Origin of the sequence: Bradyrhizobium glycinis (assembly GCF_016031655.1) — a bacterium.
GTDB classification, from domain to species: domain Bacteria; phylum Pseudomonadota; class Alphaproteobacteria; order Rhizobiales; family Xanthobacteraceae; genus Bradyrhizobium; species Bradyrhizobium glycinis.
The window spans coordinates 90,583-106,792 of sequence record NZ_JACCHQ010000008.1; the positions used below are offsets into that span (position 1 = coordinate 90,583).

Annotated in this window: 17 protein-coding genes; 7 read left to right on the forward strand and 10 right to left on the reverse strand. The window is 65.4% G+C overall.

Annotated features, from left to right (window positions below; genetic code table 11):
* Positions 1–164 precede the first annotated feature (164 nt).
* Positions 165–575 (forward strand): hypothetical protein, encoded by a 411-nt coding sequence (locus tag HZZ16_RS14100; protein WP_311974136.1) that lies wholly within the window; start codon positions 165–167, stop codon positions 573–575.
* A gap of 104 nt (positions 576–679) precedes the next feature.
* Here the strand turns inward: HZZ16_RS14100 and HZZ16_RS14105 are convergent, their stop codons facing one another.
* The 3 genes from HZZ16_RS14105 to HZZ16_RS14115 are packed head-to-tail and all read right to left on the reverse strand — an operon-like array spanning position 680 to position 2,357.
* Positions 680–1,384 carry an SIMPL domain-containing protein gene (locus tag HZZ16_RS14105; RefSeq protein WP_197949050.1) on the reverse strand — a complete coding sequence of 235 codons (705 nt, stop codon included), beginning with the start codon at positions 1,382–1,384 and terminating at the stop codon, positions 680–682.
* 5 nt (positions 1,385–1,389) lie between these two features.
* Entirely contained in the window at positions 1,390–2,121 is a 732-nt protein-coding gene (locus HZZ16_RS14110; RefSeq protein ID WP_197949051.1) for a GyrI-like domain-containing protein, read from the reverse strand.
* Positions 2,122–2,156: 35 nt separating this feature from the next.
* Positions 2,157–2,357, reverse strand: coding sequence for a hypothetical protein (locus tag HZZ16_RS14115; RefSeq protein ID WP_197949052.1), 201 nt, complete (start codon positions 2,355–2,357; stop codon positions 2,157–2,159).
* Here HZZ16_RS14115 and dapF point away from each other — a divergent pair.
* Positions 2,356–3,231, forward strand: a complete 876-nt coding sequence (gene dapF, locus HZZ16_RS14120) for a diaminopimelate epimerase (protein ID WP_197949053.1) — start codon at positions 2,356–2,358, stop codon at positions 3,229–3,231. The genes HZZ16_RS14115 and dapF overlap by 2 nt on opposite strands.
* On the forward strand, positions 3,231–4,484 hold the full coding sequence (mtaB, locus tag HZZ16_RS14125; protein WP_197949054.1) for a tRNA (N(6)-L-threonylcarbamoyladenosine(37)-C(2))-methylthiotransferase MtaB: 1,254 nt from the start codon (positions 3,231–3,233) through the stop codon (positions 4,482–4,484). The genes dapF and mtaB overlap by 1 nt, the downstream gene beginning before the upstream one ends.
* A 136-nt stretch (positions 4,485–4,620) precedes the next feature.
* Here mtaB and HZZ16_RS14130 read toward each other — a convergent pair whose 3' ends face one another.
* Together HZZ16_RS14130 and HZZ16_RS14135 are read right to left on the reverse strand one after the other, a co-directional pair.
* Positions 4,621–5,730: a DUF2336 domain-containing protein gene (locus HZZ16_RS14130; protein ID WP_197949273.1), complete on the reverse strand. Its 1,110-nt coding sequence runs from the start codon at positions 5,728–5,730 to the stop codon at positions 4,621–4,623.
* A 279-nt stretch (positions 5,731–6,009) separates the two neighbouring features.
* The gene (locus HZZ16_RS14135) at positions 6,010–6,711 is read right to left on the reverse strand and encodes an RluA family pseudouridine synthase (RefSeq protein ID WP_197949055.1); all 702 of its coding nucleotides are present in this window, start codon (positions 6,709–6,711) and stop codon (positions 6,010–6,012) included.
* Between the two features lie 57 nt (positions 6,712–6,768).
* On the opposite strand from HZZ16_RS14135, the gene ftsY reads away from it, so the two are divergent.
* From ftsY to HZZ16_RS14150, 3 genes are all read left to right on the forward strand, one after another.
* Complete coding sequence (ftsY, locus tag HZZ16_RS14140; RefSeq protein WP_197949056.1) at positions 6,769–7,713, forward strand: signal recognition particle-docking protein FtsY; 945 nt, start codon at positions 6,769–6,771, stop codon at positions 7,711–7,713.
* 122 nt (positions 7,714–7,835) lie between these two features.
* Complete coding sequence (locus HZZ16_RS14145; RefSeq protein WP_036008846.1) at positions 7,836–8,438, forward strand: septation protein A; 603 nt, start codon at positions 7,836–7,838, stop codon at positions 8,436–8,438.
* A 206-nt stretch (positions 8,439–8,644) separates the two neighbouring features.
* Entirely contained in the window at positions 8,645–9,841 is a 1,197-nt protein-coding gene (locus tag HZZ16_RS14150) for a hypothetical protein (RefSeq protein ID WP_197949057.1), read from the forward strand.
* A gap of 33 nt (positions 9,842–9,874) precedes the next feature.
* Here HZZ16_RS14150 and HZZ16_RS14155 read toward each other — a convergent pair whose 3' ends face one another.
* The 5 genes from HZZ16_RS14155 to ccmA all read right to left on the reverse strand — a co-directional run bounded on the left by HZZ16_RS14155 (position 9,875) and on the right by ccmA (position 13,072).
* On the reverse strand, positions 9,875–10,468 hold the full coding sequence (locus HZZ16_RS14155) for a DsbE family thiol:disulfide interchange protein (RefSeq protein ID WP_197949058.1): 594 nt from the start codon (positions 10,466–10,468) through the stop codon (positions 9,875–9,877).
* Positions 10,465–10,650, reverse strand: coding sequence for a heme exporter protein CcmD (gene ccmD, locus HZZ16_RS14160; RefSeq protein ID WP_197949059.1), 186 nt, complete (start codon positions 10,648–10,650; stop codon positions 10,465–10,467). Before ccmD ends, HZZ16_RS14155 begins: the two co-directional genes overlap by 4 nt.
* Positions 10,647–11,438, reverse strand: coding sequence for a heme ABC transporter permease (locus HZZ16_RS14165; RefSeq protein WP_197949060.1), 792 nt, complete (start codon positions 11,436–11,438; stop codon positions 10,647–10,649). Before HZZ16_RS14165 ends, ccmD begins: the two co-directional genes overlap by 4 nt.
* 91 nt (positions 11,439–11,529) lie before the next feature.
* Positions 11,530–12,198: a heme exporter protein CcmB gene (ccmB, locus tag HZZ16_RS14170; protein WP_172789706.1), complete on the reverse strand. Its 669-nt coding sequence runs from the start codon at positions 12,196–12,198 to the stop codon at positions 11,530–11,532.
* A gap of 271 nt (positions 12,199–12,469) precedes the next feature.
* Positions 12,470–13,072, reverse strand: coding sequence for a heme ABC exporter ATP-binding protein CcmA (gene ccmA / locus HZZ16_RS14175; protein ID WP_197949274.1), 603 nt, complete (start codon positions 13,070–13,072; stop codon positions 12,470–12,472).
* 241 nt (positions 13,073–13,313) lie between these two features.
* On the opposite strand from ccmA, the gene acnA reads away from it, so the two are divergent.
* The gene (acnA, locus tag HZZ16_RS14180; RefSeq protein ID WP_197949061.1) at positions 13,314–16,034 is read left to right on the forward strand and encodes an aconitate hydratase AcnA; all 2,721 of its coding nucleotides are present in this window, start codon (positions 13,314–13,316) and stop codon (positions 16,032–16,034) included.
* The last annotated feature ends 176 nt before the right edge of the window (positions 16,035–16,210 follow it).

The following is a 16,210-nucleotide window of genomic DNA, read 5'->3' on the forward strand; positions in this document are numbered from 1 at the left end:
TAAACCCGGCGGCGTGATGCGACGAAAGCAATGTCCGCTTTGCTCCCATAGTGACAAGTTCGTGCGGCTCTGCGCCGTTGAACCAGAAAGCCCATGACGCAACAAAACACCATGGATTTCTTTCGGTCGGAAGACCTTGATTGATCGATGGATGGAGCCGACCTGTGCGATTTTTGCTGAGAATTGTGCTTGCAACCGCTCTCGTGAACCTTGCTCCAGCCGTCGCCCAGGCGAAGAATGCCGTCGCTTCTCCTGCCTTGCAGAAGGAATTCGATGGCTTCATCGAGAAGTTTCGCGCGGCGCTGAAGGCAAACGATTCCGCCGCCGTCGCCGCTATGACAAGATTGCCGTTCATGAATGACAACGCAATTCGCGACGCCGCGCAATTTGGTGCCAAGACCTATCGGACCTCGTTCACGCCAAAAAATCGCGCATGTATTCAGCGCGGCAAGGCCGTCTACGATCGCGATGATTATAAGAACGACAGTTACTTCATCTTCTGTGGCGAGCTCATCTTCGTCTTTACCAAGACGCCGGCGGGGTTCCTTTTTACAGATATCAGCGTGAATGACTGATCAGGCAACAATGCGATCCACTGCCGCCGAACGCATGATCGGTCGCCTCGCTTAGCGACGTATTGGATGCAGCAACCTAGGCGATGGGCCTCCTACGAACGAGGCTACTGCCCCTGCTTGATCGCCCAGCTCACATTCACCGTCACCGTCAGCGTCTCCTCGCCCGGGGCGACCGCGGCCTGCGGGGCTGCGGCCATTGGCGCTGCCATGCGGCCCTTGAACAGCGGCACCGGGCCGCCGCCCTCGGTGACGCTGAGCGGCGCGCCCAGTGTCACGCCGGCGGCCTTCGCATAAATCTCCGCCTTGCGGCGCGCATCGGCAACGGCCTGCTCGCGCGCATCATCCAGCAGCTTCGAGGCCTGCGTCACCTCGAACGAGATGTTGCCGATGTCGTTGGCGCCGGCGCTGACCAGCGTGTCGATGATGCTGGCCACCTTGGTCACGTCGCGGATCTTCACGGTGACGCGGTTGCTCGCGCGGAAGCCTGTTACGGGCGAGGCGCCGGTGGATTTGTTCTGGCTGTATTGCGGCTGCAGCGACAGCCGCGAGGTCTGGTAATCCTTCTCGGCGATCCCTGCGCCCTTCAGCGCCAGCAGCACCTTGCCCATCGCGGCGTTGTTGGCATCGGACGCTTCCTTCGCGGTCTTGGCGTCGCTGGCGACGCCGGCATCGATTTGCGCGAGATCGGGCGCCGCGGAGACCGAGGCTTCGCCGCTCACCGAGATCGCGGAGGGAAAGTCCTCGGCACGCGCGGGCGCGGTGAGCAGCGTGGCGGCGAGGACGGCGGCAAGTAGGGCAGGCTTTTTCATCAGTCTCACTTCAGCGGCACGAAAACATTGATCACAAGCTTGTCCTCGGCCGTCTTCAGGGGATCGGTGAGGTACTCCTCGATAAAGGTGTCCTTGGCTTCCAGCCTCTTGTCATCAAGGTGGTTGGTGATCGCCTCATAGGTGTTGTCCATGTTGTCGTAGGAGCCGCGATGGACGAATTTCAGCGCCTTGCCTTCAGGCGACTTGCCGATGCTCATGTCCTTGGACAAGTTCTTCGGGTCCTGATCGACCGGGATCTCGGCAAGGAACGTGAAGCCGGTATCGTCGGTCGAGGTGTAGACGATCATCGAATTGCCCGACGGCTTGATGCCCTGCTTGTCCAAGAACGTGTTCAACGCCTTGAAGGCGTCGATCAGCGTGTCGAAGGCGGCGTCCCAATTGGCAGTGCCCTTGACCATCACGACCTTCTTCGGCTCGAGAATGGTCTCGAGGCCGAAGGGATCGGCGGTCTGAACCGGGGCCGGCGTCGCGGCGGCCGCCGGGGGCGGGGCCGGCGGGGCGGGAGATGGTGAAGCGCTGGCCGCGGGTGAAGGCGTCGCCGCGGGGGCCGGCGAGGCGCTTGCGGCCGGGGCGGGTGCTGTCGATGGCGCGGGCGAAGGGCTCGCGGAGGCCGCCGGCGCCGGGCTCGGCGTCTGCGCCAGCGCGCTGGACAGCCCATGCGACAAGGCCGCAGCCGGGATCAGCGCGGCCAGCACAACACGACGAAAAGTGTTCATTTTATTCTCCCCGAGGCCCCCGCTTCGTCAGGGCCTCAATTCATCAAGGCCTTACCCACCAAGGCCTTAACCCGGCCGCGCGTCCCGCGCCGTTCTAACACGCGAGCGCCGAATTCGTCCCATGACAGATGCGTCATGGCAGGCACCTTGGCCCATGTCCCGGTCCGCGGCGGCAAATCACTGGCCAAGCCGGCAAGGATCGCCATATAAGGCAGGCGAAATTCGGGAATTTTCATGAGCGCGCTGGCCAACCACGCATTTGCCAAGATGAACGGCATCGGCAACGAGATCGTCGTTGTCGACTTGCGCGATTCGACGGCCAAGGTCACGCCGGACGACGCCCGCGCCGTGGCCTCCGCGAACGGCGGCGTGGCTTACGACCAGCTCATGGTGCTCTCGAGGCCGCGGCTCGACGGCACCGAAGCCTTCATCAGCATCTACAATAATGACGGCTCGGAGGCCGGCGCCTGCGGCAACGGCATGCGCTGCGTCGTGCGCCGCATCTTCGAGAAGACCGGGCAGACCACCGCGACCTTCGAGACGGCCGCCGGCCTGCTCAATGCCTGGCAGGGGCCAGCGCCCGACCTCTACACAGTGGATATGGGCGCGCCAAAATTCGGCTGGCAGGACATTCCGCTGGCGGAAGAGTTTCGCGATACCCGCTACATCGAATTGCAGATCGGGCCGATCGACAATCCCATTCTGCATTCGCCCTCAGTGGTGAGCATGGGCAATCCGCACGCGGTGTTCTGGGTCGAGGACGTCGAGGCCTACGATCTCGGCCGCTTCGGGCCGCTCCTGGAAAACCATCCGATCTTCCCCGAGCGCGCCAATATCACGCTGGCCCATATCGTCGATCGCGAGCACATCACGATCCGCACCTGGGAGCGCGGTGCCGGCCTGACCAAGGCGTGCGGATCGGCGGCCTGCGCCACGGCCGTCGCCGCCGCGCGGCTGAAGCGCGCCGAGCGCAAGGTCGAGATCACGTTGCCGGGCGGCAAGCTCGGCATCGAATGGCGCGAGCGCGATGACCACGTGCTGATGACGGGCACGGCGACCTTCGAATATGAGGGCACCTTCGATCCGGCGCTGTTCGCGCCGGTCGCCTGATGGCCGTCGACATCGTCACCTTCGGCTGCCGCCTCAACGCCTTCGAGGCCGAGGTGATTCGCAGCAAGGCGGAAGCCGCGGGGCTTTACGACACAATCGTCATCAACAGCTGCGCCGTCACGAACGAGGCGGTGGCTCAGGCGCGCCAGTCGATCCGCAAGCTGAAGCGCGAGCGCCCCGAGGCGCGCATCGTCGTCACCGGCTGCGCGGCGCAGACGCAGGCTGCGATGTTCGCCGACATGGCCGAGGTCGATCGCGTCGTCGGCAATGACGACAAGATGCGCGGCGAAGCATGGCGGGACACGCGCGACGCTTTCGATCTCGGCGCCAGCGAGAAGATCGCCGTCAGCGACATCATGGCGGTGAAGGAGATGGCGCCGCATCTCGTCGATGGCTATGCGAGCGGCCTGCCGCGTGTGTTCGTGCAGGTGCAGAACGGCTGTGACCATCGCTGCACCTTCTGCATCATCCCGTTCGGCCGCGGCAATTCGCGCTCGGTGCCGATGGGCGCGGTGGTCGATCAGGTGCGCACCCTGGTCGAACGCGGCCATGCCGAGGTCGTGCTGACGGGCGTCGACCTCACCAGCTATGGTGCGGACCTGCCCGGCGCGCCGAAGCTAGGCATGCTGACCAAGCAGATCCTGCGGCATGTGCCGGACCTGAGGCGCCTGCGCATCTCCTCGATCGATTCGATCGAGGCGGATGACGACCTGCTCGACGCCATCGCTGAGGATGCGCGGCTGATGCCGCATCTGCATTTGTCGCTGCAGTCAGGCGACGACATGATCCTGAAGCGCATGAAGCGGCGGCATTCGCGAAATGACGCCATCGCGTTCTGCGAGCAGGTGCGCCGCCTGCGCCCTGATGTCGTCTTCGGCGCCGATATCATCGCGGGCTTCCCGACCGAGACCGAGGAGATGTTCTCGCGCTCGCTCGACCTCGTCGAGCAATGCGGCCTGACCTTCCTGCACGTCTTCCCCTATTCCCCGCGGCCCGGCACGCCGGCTGCGCGGATGCCGCAGGTGGCGGGGCCTGAGATCAAGGCGCGTGCGAAGCGGCTGCGGGCTGCGGGGGAGGCGGCCTTGCGGCAGCGCCTGCAAGCCGAGACCGGCGCAACGCGCGAGGTGCTGATCGAGAGCGAGGGGCAGGGCCGCACGGAGCATTATCTGGCGGTGGCGATTGCGGGCGAGCGGGTCGGGAGCGTGGTGTCGCTGAGGATAGCCGGCAGCGATGGCGAGCGTCTGACCACATAATTGGTGTCGTCGCCCGGCTCGACCGGGCGACCCAGTACGCCGCGGCTTCTCGGTTCAATCTCCGTCGTCTCTGGAATACTGGATTGCCCGCTTTCGCGGGCAATGACAGCGGAATGTGTAATGAGCAGCAAGCGCCCTACAGCGCCCTTACCTGCCAGAACCGCAGCGTCCGCTTGGCGTTCTCCGCCGTCATTCTCGCAAAATGCCCCTGTGCCCTCGCGATGTCCGCCGGCTTCATCGCGCCTGTCGCGAAACGGCATTCGAGCACGGCCATGGTCGTTTCCCAGCTGAGCTGCGCGGCCTTGCAGGGCACCAGCAGGCCGTCCTCGCGAAGGCTCTGCATCAGCGGACGAATCACCTCGATCGTCGACCCCGATAACGCCGCCAGCGCGGCCACGGTCTCCTCATAGCGCCGCTGTCTGGCGAAGCCGAGCAACGTCGCCTCGTTGAGCTGGCCGGTGGCTTTGAGGCCGGCAATGGCGCGCTTGGCACCTTCGAAATCGCGGACGCCGGACATTTCGCGCTCGGCGCCGATGGCGACGGCGGCGATCGCGCTCTGGATCTCCTCGAACAGATGCGGCGGGGCGCGCGACAACAGGCGGGTGCGCACGGCATCGGTCGCCGAGCGCAGCAATTGGCGGCGCAGCTCCGAGGGCAAATCAACGCGGACGCCGACGCTGACCGCGAGCTCCGGATCGCTTTCGGCCTGGCCGACGATGATGGCAAATCCCTTACCGGAGACGCGCGCGCCCGGATTGGCGGCGAGCCGCCGGCTGACGCTGGGATAGCGGCGCGCCAGCAGCGCGTCCGTGACGATCTCCTTTAGCCACCAGCGGCCGGCGACGGCGAGCAGATGCGGCTCGCCCTTGCTCGATGCGATTTTCACCAGTTCGCCGTCGTCGAGGCGCGCGGATTCCTGCAGCACGGGACCGGCGATGCGGATCTCGTCATTGTTGGCGAGGCGGCGGATCACCGACGGCGGCGCCTGCGCGATCGGCGCCAGTTGCGCGCTGATCTCGGCCAGCGCCACGCGCGCTGCCACATCGGCGATGGCGCGCAGCTCGATGGTGCCGATCAGGCGCTCGAGCACGTCGTCGAACAGCGCGATCTGCTCGTCGTCGAAATTGCCGGCGGAGGAGAGGAACAGCTCGGTGACGCGCCGGGCCGTCGCCACACCCTTTTCCGGCGAGCCGATCCGAAGTGCGGATTCAACCTCGTCGATGATCGATAGCCCGGCCTTGGTCATCACGCGCGGCTCGTCCTGAGCGGTTACGGAAGCTTGTTCTAAGCAACCGATATCATTAGAGGCGAGCGCTGAAGGTTTCGTAAACCATGGGGCTTGAGAGCGGCTGGCTTGCGCAAGATGCAGCCGCGGCGTCGGTGTGCTCCCTCCCCCGCTCGCGGGGGAGGGGTGGGGAGAGGGTTGTCTCCGCAAGCGAGGACCCCCGAGAGGATAGAGCCCTCACCCGGATCGCTTCGCGATCCGACCTCTCCCGCAAGCGGGAGAGGTGAACAACAGCGGCACCTACTCCCCATTCCACCCGCAGGCCCGGAGCTTCTCATGCATATGCGGCGGGGCCGGCGCCACCACGCGGACGGGCTCCTTGTTCCGGGAGATCGGCACCACGATCTCGCGCGAATGCAGGTGCAGGCGCGGCTCGCCAAAGCGCGGGCCGTTGCCGTAAATGTTATCGCCGAAGATCGGCCAGCCGCTCGCGGCCGCGTGCACCCGCAATTGATGGGTCCGCCCCGTCACCGGTTCCATGGCAAGCCAGGCGAAACCGTCGCCCCGGCCCAACACTTTCCAGTTCGTGATCGCCTTCTGCCCTTCCGGATCGGGCTTCTGCCACCAGCCGCGCTCGGCATTGAGCCGGCCGAGCGGCATGTCGATGGTGCCTTCATCTTCGGCAGGGCCGCCTTCGACCACGGTCCAGTAGATCTTGCCGATCTTGCCGTGCTTGAACAGGAGGCCCAGCGATGCCGTCGCCTTGCGGTGGCGGCCGAGCACGAGGCACCCCGAGGTGTCCTTGTCCAGCCGGTGGGCCAGCACCGGCGGGCGCGGCAGGCCGAAACGCAGCGCGTCGAAGGAATCCTCCAGGTTGGGGCCGCCCTTGGGGCCGCGATGCACCGGCAGGCCGGCGGGCTTGTCGATGACCAGCATCAGGCCGTCGCGATGGAGCACGCGGGCCAGGATCTCATCGGCGGTCAATTGGGGAACATCGAGCAATTGCAGGACTTTCGGTCAAGGCTTTCGTTTACGGGCCGGAACGGCTAACACGCCACCATGAACGATACCACGTCAGATCCCCCGAAGCTGAGCTGGTGGCGCCGCCTGTCCAACGGGTTGAAGCGCACCTCGTCGTCGCTTGGGACCGCGGTCGCCGACCTCGTCACCAAGCGCAAGCTCGACCGCGCCATGCTCGACGACATCGAGGACGTGCTGCTGCGCGCCGACCTCGGCACATCCGTCGCGGTGCGCATTGCCGATGCCGTCGGCGCGGGACGTTACGACAAGGCGATCTCGGCGGACGAGGTCAAGGACGTCGTCGCGACCGAGGTCGAGAAGGTGCTGTCGCCGGTGGCAAAACCGCTCGTGATCGATGCGGCCAAGAAGCCGTTCGTCATTCTCGTCGTCGGCGTCAACGGCTCCGGCAAGACCACGACGATCGGCAAGCTGTCGCAGAAATTCGCCTCGGAAGGCCGCAAGGTGATGCTGGCCGCCGGCGACACGTTTCGCGCCGCCGCCATCGAGCAGCTCAAGGTCTGGGGCGAGCGGACGAAGACGCCCGTCATCGCAGGCGCGCAGGGCTCGGATTCCGCAAGCCTCGCCTTCAACGCGCTCACCGCGGCGAAGGAGCAGAATGTCGACGTGCTGCTGATCGACACCGCCGGCCGCTTGCAGAACAAGGCCGAGCTGATGAACGAGCTCGAGAAGGTCGTGCGCGTGATTCGCAAGGTCGATGACACCGCGCCGCATGCCGTGCTGCTGGTGTTGGATGCGACCGTTGGCCAGAATGCGCTGTCGCAGGTCGAGGCCTTCCATCGCACCGCCGGGGTCACCGGCCTCGTGATGACCAAGCTCGATGGCACCGCGCGCGGCGGCATCCTGGTGGCGCTCGCGGAGAAATTCAAGCTGCCGGTGCACTTCATCGGCGTCGGCGAAGGCGTCGACGATCTCGCGCCCTTCACCGCGCGCGACTTCGCCCGCGCCATCGCCGGAATCGAATAGCGTCATCCTTCGAGACGCCGCTTGCGCGGCTCCTCAGGATGAGGTCGTGCCACACATGAGGTCCTCATCCTGAGGAGACCGCGAAGCGGTCGTCTCGAAGGATGGGAGAGACGGAAGAGAGAATGGACAAGACCCAGCCGCATCCGCTGTTCAAGCTTGCGACCGAGCTCGGTCCGCTGCTCGTGTTCTTCTTCGTCAACGCGAAGTTCAATCTGTTCGCCGCGACCGGCGCCTTCATGGTCGCGATCGCGGTCGCGATGGCCGCCTCTTACATCGTGACGCGCCACATCCCGATCATGGCGATCGTCACGGGCGTGATCGTGCTGGTGTTCGGCACGCTGACCCTGGTGCTGCACGACGAGACCTTCATCAAGGTCAAGCCGACCATCATCTACGGCCTGTTCGCCGCGATCCTCGGTGGCGGCCTGTTGTTCGGCCGCTCCTTCATCGCCGTGATGTTCGACCAGGTGTTCAACCTGACGCCGCAGGGCTGGCGCATCCTCACCTTGCGCTGGGCGCTGTTCTTCGCCGGCATGGCGGTGCTGAACGAGATCGTCTGGCGCACCCAGAGCACGGATTTCTGGGTGAACTTCAAGGTGTTCGGCGTCACCCCGATCACGATGATCTTCGCCATCGCCCAGATGCCGCTGACCAAGCGCTATCATCTCGCGCCGGTCTCGCTGGAGAGAAGCGAGGCCGAGGCGGGGGATGTGAGCAAGGGATAGTGCCGGGCCGGCATCTGCCGGCATCGCCTATTCACGCTAACGTGCACTTCGCGCCGCTGCCGGTCGGATCGCGCGCCGAATCCGGACCGGCTCCTTCATTGCTCCGTAACCGCGAGCTGAGATTATTCAGCGCTTTACCTTGCTGAAAGGTCGAGGACGATAGCCTTTCCCTGTGAAGAGAGGATGGCTCGCCGGAGGGCCCGGTGGTGAGCGCAAGACAGGACCAGACCGCTGAACACCTGATTCAGTATCTCCGGCAACTCGCGCCGCAGGTCCGGCGCCGCCTGCTTGCCGAGCTGGAGCGGCTGCATCTCCTCGGCGAGGACATTCCGCATTCCGAGCCATTGATCGCGGCGCTGCGTGCCGAGTTTCGCAACACCGGCCAAAATCACTATCGCGTCGGAAATCCGTCACGCTACTTCTTCGAGCCGCTCGAGCCGGTCCTGGTGGACAGCGCTCCGGAGCGCGCCAATAGCGGGCAGATCGCCCGTGGATCACTCGCGCCGATCTGGAGCCTCGTGACGGAGCAATTGCTGCGCAGCATGGCTGCCGACTACATCGCCAATGCGACCAAGGTCATCTCTGCCGACAAGCAGGCCGAGGCGCGGCAGATGGCCCAAGCCTTCCAGAAGAAGGTCCTGACCTCGCTCAACGGCCAGCTGGGGTCCGCCGAGGGCGCAGCCCGCATTCGCGATGGGCTGATGGCCTATACCAGCTCGCATGCGACGTTCGACGACCTGAAGAAGATGCTGCGCTACCTCGACATGCAGCGGGAGCTCGACGATTTCGGCCGTGCGCTTGCACCGAAGATCGCCCGGCTCGAGGGCGCCAGCCTCGACAAGGTCCTCGGCCAGTTGAGCACGCTGAGGGCCAAGCGTGCCGATGCCCTGCCGTTCGCGCTCACGATCCTGGCAAAGCATCTGGAAATCCCCTGGGAGCTGCTGTCCGTCGCGATCGCTCCGGCCGACGACCGGGCTGCGGCGCGGATCGCGGCGGGCCCCTTTGCGATTGCGGTGTCGATGGTGCTCGATCAGATCGAGGAGAACCATCACCTCTTGCTCTTTGCGCTCAGGAACAACCGTCCGGTGCGAGCCAAGGAGATCGTTGGCGAGATCTACCGGATCGAGCAGGCGCTGAGAGCTCAGATCGAGCTCAAAGGCTCGGGCTGGGCGCGGCGCCTGGATGACCTCATGACGGAAGTCCAGGCCGCCGTCGCCGCGGAGATCAGCAGCATTCCCGGCGATCACCGCCACTTGACGCACATTCTGGAATCGCCGCGGCTGCGCCCGGACGATTCCTTCGGCCACAAGGTCGGCCATATGTTCGGGAAGGGCTGGGATGTCGTCGCCGGCTTGCTCGCAGGTCACGCCGACACGACCAATCGTCGCGACGGCGCTTCGTGAATTCGCTCCGTGGCGCGGCTCGTGCGCAGCAGGTCAGCTTCCTGCCTTCAGCGCCTTCTCCAGCTCCGGCATCAGCACGGCCTTGAGATTTTGCGGCGTGATCGGACCGACCAGCTTGTAGACGATGGTGCCCTCGCGCCCGACGACAAAGGTCTCCGGCACGCCGTAGACGCCCCATTCGATCGAGGCGCGGCCGTTGGCGTCCACGCCGACGTGGCCGAACGGGTTGCCGTAGCGGCCGAGGAAGCGCCGCGCATTGTCGGCGGCGTCCTTGTAGTTGATGCCGACCAGCTGGAAGCGCTTGTCCTTGGCGAGCTCGGTCAGGAGCGGCGCCTCGTCGTGGCACGGCACGCACCAGGACGCCCAGACGTTGACGAGGCTGACCTTGCCGCTGAAGGCGGCGGGATCGAGACCCGGCACCTGCGTGCCGTTGTCCTGCAATCCCTGGAGCGGCGGCAGCACGGTCTGCGGTGCGGGCCGGCCGATCAGCGCCGAGGGAATCCGCGAAGGATCGCCGCTGCCAAGCCGGAACCAGAATAGAAGCGCAAGGGCGATGAAGGCGATCAGCGGCAGCACCATCAGGAAGGTGCGGCGTTGCGGCGGAGCGGAGGCAGGTTGATCGCTCATCGCGGATCCGTCGCGCTGCGGCCCGACCGGCGGGTGATGCCGCGCTGCTCCAGCTCGCGCAGGCGCTGTGTCTGGCTGCGATGATCAAGCATGACCCAGCCGATCAGGATGGCGACCACGAGGGCGGCAGCTGCGTAAGACGTCACGATGAAAGAGGCGTAAGGACCGAGCGACATCGTCATGCAGCCCCAGCTTCTTTTGACGCGTTGTCTTCACGCGAACCGACGGCCACTTCGCTCGAAAACGCGATGCGACTGGCCTGCATCATCTGCAGCGAGCGGACACGGCGGCGCAAGATCTCGTTGCGCATCGCGGCCAGGTGCAGCGTGACGAACAGCAGCGTGAATGCGACCGCCATCACCAGCAGCGGAATCAGGAATGACTTGTCCAGCGCCGAGCCGCCCATGCGCATCACCGAGGCGGGCTGGTGCAGCGTGTTCCACCAATCCACCGAGAACTTGATGATCGGCAGGTTGATCGCGCCGACCAGCGTCAGCACTGCGGCAGCGCGCGCCGCACGCGAGGGATCGTCGACCGCGCGCCACAGCGCCATCAGGCCGAGATACATCAGGAACAGGATCAGCACCGAGGTCAGCCGCGCGTCCCATTCCCAATAGGTGCCCCACATCGGCCGCCCCCAGAGCGAGCCCGTGAGCAGCGCGAGGAAGGTGAAGGCGGCGCCGATCGGCGCTGCGGCCTTGGCGGCGACGTCGGCGAGCGGATGCCGCCACACCAGTGTGCCCAATGATGCGATGCTCATCACGCCCCACACGAACATCGACAGCCAGGCATTGGGCACGTGGATGAACATGATCTTGACGGTCGCGCCCTGCTGATAATCGTCGGGCGCGAGCGCAGCTTGATAGAGACCGATCGTGAGCAGGATGATTGTCGCGGCCGCCAGCCACGGCAACACCCGCGCTGTCAGCGCGAGGAACCGCGTGGGGTTGGCGAGGTCGATCAGCGTCATGGTATCCTGATAATCACCGGGGGCCGCTCAGGCAATCAGCACGAAAGTCCGTCGCGAAAGTTGATCGGGGTCAAGGCGGGTCCAGTCCGTCTCAATCGAGACCATGGCGCAGGCTCGCTGCGGCCGCGAACGGGCCGATCACGAGGCTGACCAGGGACAGCGCGCACAGGATCGAGAATGGCGCGCCGAAGGTCATCGGACCGACGATCACCGCCTGCGAGGCCGCAACGCCGAAAATCAGCACGGGAATCGACAGCGGCAGCACCAGCACCGCCATCAACAGCCCGCCGCGATGCAGTGTCACCGCCAGCGCCGCGCCGATCATGCCGGTGAAGGTCAGCGCCGGGGTGCCCGCCAGCAGCGTCAGCGCCACCGCGGCCGTGGCGACCATATCGAGGTTGAGCAATAGTCCGAGCACGGGGGTTGCGACAATCAGCGGCAGGCCGGCGGCGAGCCAATGCGCCAGCGCCTTGGCGGCGCAGGCGAGTTCCAGCGGCGTCCGGCTCATCGTGATCAGGTCGAGCGAGCCGTCCTCATGGTCAGCCATGAACAGCCGGTCGAGGGTCAGCAGGCTCGCCAGCAGGGCGCCGAGCCAGAGAATGGCCGGGCCCAGCCGCGACAGCAGCGCCAGATCCGGCCCGACCGCGAACGGCATCAGCACCACCACGGTCAGGAAGAACAAGACCCCGATCAGCGCCCCGCCGCCGACGCGAAGCGCAATGCGAATGTCGCGGCGGATGAGGGCGGCGAGGGCGGTCATGGAGGGCTTCCAGCGGTTGGGAAAACAGTCGCCGCCGGCCACAGCCACACTGCACTCCCTCCCCCCTTGTGGGGGAGGGCAGGGGAGGGGGGTAGCCCCGGGCGAGATGCCCGCTGGGCGCGAGCCTCCAGCAACAGAGCACCCGCTGCTCGAACGTCAGAGCCGAGAAGCCGCGTCGTGTGGCACCCCCCTCCCTGACCCTCCCCCGCAAGGGGGGAGGGAACGGTGAGAGCAGGGCCTAGCCGCTCGGAAAGCTGAGGGTGCATCGGAATCACGCCACACCCCCGATCCGCAGCTCCCGCGATTCGATCCCGAGTGGGGCATGCGTCGCCGCGACGATCACGCCGCCGGCGGCCAGATGCTCACGCATCAGGCCGGCGAACATGTCCTGACCGGCCACGTCCAGCGCATTGGTCGGCTCATCCAGGAGCCAGACCGGGCGGCGGATGGTCAGCAGCCGGGCCAACGAGAGCCGGCGGCGCTGTCCCGCGGACAGGAATCCGGCGGGCAGATGGATGGCGTGGTCGAGCCCCACCTTGGCGAGGCTCTCGGCCGCATCGAAACGCTCCCCGCCGAGAAAATCAGCCCAAAACGTCAGATTTTCGGCCACGCTCAGCGCCGGCTTCAGGGCATCGCGATGGCCGAGATAGTGGCACTGCTCCGGCAGGGTCAGCTCACTATGGCCCCCCTCCAGCGTGATCGATCCGTCGGCGGGAACGAGCAGGCCTGCGATCAGCCGCAGCAGCGAGGTCTTGCCCGATCCATTGCGGCCGACGACCGCGACGGCCTCGCCCGAGCCGGCCGCGAAATCGAGCCCGGCGAACACCTCGCGGCCGCCCCGCACGCATCTCAGCCCGTGACCTGACAGCCGCATGTCGCCTTGGTTCAGTCCGCTCACAGCCGGGCCTCAGGAAATCTTGGGGTAGCGCATGGGAATTTTTGGCTCGCGAATTGCTGCGGCACGACAGAGGCTGTGGCGGCGCGGTTAGAAAGCTTCTATAAGCCCGGAACTACTTGATGCAGCAACTCAACCTGCCCCTGCAAGCGGCCCAGCCTGATACGCTGACGGTGTTAAAATACCCTGCCGGGTATAACTAACAATTGGGATCTCCTACATGACCTCGCTCGACAGCTTCAAATGCAAAAAGACCCTCAAGGTCGGCGCCAAGACCTATGTCTATTACAGCCTGCCTACCGCCGAGAAGAATGGTCTGAAGGGAATTTCCAAACTTCCCTATTCGATGAAGGTCCTGCTCGAGAATCTGCTGCGCAACGAGGACGGCCGCTCGGTCAAGAAGGAAGACATCGTCGCGGTGTCGAAATGGCTGCGCAAGAAGTCGCTGGAGCATGAGATCGCCTTCCGCCCGGCGCGGGTGTTGATGCAGGACTTCACCGGCGTGCCCGCAGTGGTCGACCTCGCCGCGATGCGCAACGCGATGCAGAAGCTCGGCGGCGAGCCCGAGAAGATCAACCCGCTGGTGCCCGTCGATCTCGTCATCGACCATTCCGTGATCGTGAACTTCTTCGGCGACAACAAGGCTTTCGGCAAGAACGTCACCGAAGAATACAAGCAGAACCAGGAGCGCTACGAGTTCCTGAAGTGGGGCCAGAAGGCCTTCTCGAACTTCTCCGTCGTGCCGCCCGGCACCGGCATCTGCCACCAGGTCAATCTCGAATATCTGGCCCAGACCGTCTGGACCAAGAAGGAAAAGATGACGGTCGGCAAGAAGACCGGCACCTTCGAGGTGGCCTATCCCGATTCGCTGGTCGGCACCGACTCGCACACCACCATGGTCAACGGTCTTGCCGTGCTCGGCTGGGGCGTCGGCGGCATCGAGGCGGAAGCCTGCATGCTCGGCCAGCCGCTGTCGATGCTGCTGCCCAACGTCGTCGGCTTCAAGCTGAAGGGCGCGCTGAAGGAAGGCGTCACCGCGACCGACCTCGTGCTGACCGTGACGCAGATGCTGCGCAAGCTCGGCGTCGTCGGCAAGTTCGTCGAGTTCTTCGGCCCCGGCCTCGACCACCTCTCGGTCGCCGACAAGGCGACGATCGCCAACATGGCGCCCGAATACGGCGCGACCTGCGGCTTCTTCCCGGTCGATGCCGCCGCGCTCGATTATCTCAAGACCTCCGGCCGCGCCGCGGCGCGCGTCGCGCTGGTGCAGGCCTATGCCAAGGCCCAGGGCCTGTTCCGCACCGCCAAGTCGCCCGACCCCGTGTTCACGGAAACGCTGACGCTCGACCTCGGCGACGTCGTGCCGTCGATGGCCGGCCCGAAGCGTCCCGAAGGCCGCATCGCGCTGCCGACCGTCGCGGACGGTTTCTCGCTCGCGCTCGCCAGCGAATACAAGAAGGCCGAGGAGCCGGCCAAGCGCTTCCCCGTCGAAGGCAAGAACTTCGACATCGGCCATGGCGACGTCGTGATCGCCGCGATCACCTCCTGCACCAACACCTCGAACCCGAGCGTTCTCATCGGCGCCGGCCTGCTCGCGCGCAATGCGGCTGCCAAGGGCCTCAAGGCCAAGCCGTGGGTGAAGACCTCGCTCGCCCCGGGCAGCCAAGTGGTCGCGGAATATCTCGCCAATTCCGGTCTGCAGCCCGATCTCGACAAGGTCGGCTTCAACCTTGTCGGCTTCGGCTGCACCACCTGCATCGGCAATTCCGGTCCGCTGCCTGAGGAGATCTCGAAGGCGATCAACGACAACGGCGTCGTCGCGGCCGCCGTGCTCTCCGGCAACCGCAACTTCGAAGGCCGCGTCTCGCCGGACGTGCAGGCGAACTACCTGGCCTCGCCGCCGCTGGTCGTCGCCTACGCGCTCGCGGGCAGCGTCACCAAGAACCTCGCCACCGAGCCGCTCGGCGAGGGCAAGGACGGCAAGCCGGTGTACCTGAAGGACATCTGGCCGACGACCAAGGAGATCAACGCCTTCATGAAGAAGTTCGTGACCGCGTCGATCTTCAAGAAGAAGTATGCCGACGTGTTCAAGGGCGACACCAACTGGCGCAAGATCAAGACGGTCGAGAGCGAGACCTATCGCTGGAACATGTCTTCGACCTATGTGCAGAACCCGCCCTACTTCGAAGGCATGAAGAAGGAGCCGGAGCCGGTCACCGACATCGTCGAGGCGCGCATCCTCGCCATGTTCGGCGACAAGATCACCACCGACCACATCTCGCCGGCCGGCTCGATCAAGCTCACCTCGCCCGCCGGCAAGTATCTCAGCGAGCACCAGGTGCGCCCCGCCGACTTCAACCAGTACGGCACGCGCCGCGGCAACCATGAAGTCATGATGCGCGGCACCTTCGCCAACATCCGCATCAAGAACTTCATGCTGAAGGGCGCGGACGGCAACATCCCCGAGGGCGGCCTGACCAAGCACTGGCCCGACGGCGAGCAGATGTCGATCTACGACGCCGCGATGAAGTACCAGGAAGAGAAGGTGCCGCTGGTGGTGTTCGCCGGGGCCGAGTACGGCAACGGCTCCTCGCGCGACTGGGCCGCCAAGGGCACGCGCCTGCTCGGCGTGCGCGCCGTGATCTGCCAGAGCTTCGAGCGCATCCACCGCTCCAACCTGGTCGGCATGGGCGTGCTGCCGCTGACCTTCGAGGAAGGCACCTCCTGGCAGTCGCTGGGGCTGAAGGGTGACGAGAAGGTGACCATCCGCGGCCTCGTCGGCGACCTCAAGCCGCGCCAGAAGCTGACCGCGGAGATCGTCTCCGGCGACGGTTCGCTGCAGCGCGTTTCGCTGCTCTGCCGCATCGATACGCTGGACGAACTCGACTACTACCGCAACGGCGGCATCCTGCATTACGTGCTGCGCAAGCTCGCGGCGTAAGCGCGGATTTGTGAACGATGGCTCACTGCGAAGTGAGTAGAAGCCTTAACGAAGGCGGCCTATCAAAGGCCGCCTTCGCGCGTTTGCGGTACGCTTCAGATGGGCCCGCCCGGCGGAAAACCTCCCTTTGGACGGTTGCCCGGATGGATGAATGTACCGCGCCCCGTAAGACTACG

Bases quoted from the DNA above. Each gene is read 5' to 3' on its own strand.
- HZZ16_RS14115 (WP_197949052.1), bottom strand. From the start codon at position 2,357: ATGAAAATTCCCGAATTTCGCCTGCCTTATATGGCGATCCTTGCCGGC.
- ccmA (WP_197949274.1), bottom strand. From the start codon at position 13,072: ATGCGGCTGTCAGGTCACGGGCTGAGATGCGTGCGGGGCGGCCGCGAG.
- HZZ16_RS14110 (WP_197949051.1), bottom strand. From the start codon at position 2,121: ATGAACACTTTTCGTCGTGTTGTGCTGGCCGCGCTGATCCCGGCTGCG.
- mtaB (WP_197949054.1), top strand. From the start codon at position 3,231: ATGGCCGTCGACATCGTCACCTTCGGCTGCCGCCTCAACGCCTTCGAG.
- acnA (WP_197949061.1), top strand. From the start codon at position 13,314: ATGACCTCGCTCGACAGCTTCAAATGCAAAAAGACCCTCAAGGTCGGC.
- ftsY (WP_197949056.1), top strand. From the start codon at position 6,769: ATGAACGATACCACGTCAGATCCCCCGAAGCTGAGCTGGTGGCGCCGC.
- HZZ16_RS14165 (WP_197949060.1), bottom strand. From the start codon at position 11,438: ATGACGCTGATCGACCTCGCCAACCCCACGCGGTTCCTCGCGCTGACA.
- HZZ16_RS14105 (WP_197949050.1), bottom strand. From the start codon at position 1,384: ATGAAAAAGCCTGCCCTACTTGCCGCCGTCCTCGCCGCCACGCTGCTC.
- HZZ16_RS14130 (WP_197949273.1), bottom strand. From the start codon at position 5,730: ATGACCAAGGCCGGGCTATCGATCATCGACGAGGTTGAATCCGCACTT.
- dapF (WP_197949053.1), top strand. From the start codon at position 2,356: ATGAGCGCGCTGGCCAACCACGCATTTGCCAAGATGAACGGCATCGGC.
- ccmD (WP_197949059.1), bottom strand. From the start codon at position 10,650: ATGACGATGTCGCTCGGTCCTTACGCCTCTTTCATCGTGACGTCTTAC.
- HZZ16_RS14145 (WP_036008846.1), top strand. From the start codon at position 7,836: ATGGACAAGACCCAGCCGCATCCGCTGTTCAAGCTTGCGACCGAGCTC.
- HZZ16_RS14155 (WP_197949058.1), bottom strand. From the start codon at position 10,468: ATGAGCGATCAACCTGCCTCCGCTCCGCCGCAACGCCGCACCTTCCTG.
- ccmB (WP_172789706.1), bottom strand. From the start codon at position 12,198: ATGACCGCCCTCGCCGCCCTCATCCGCCGCGACATTCGCATTGCGCTT.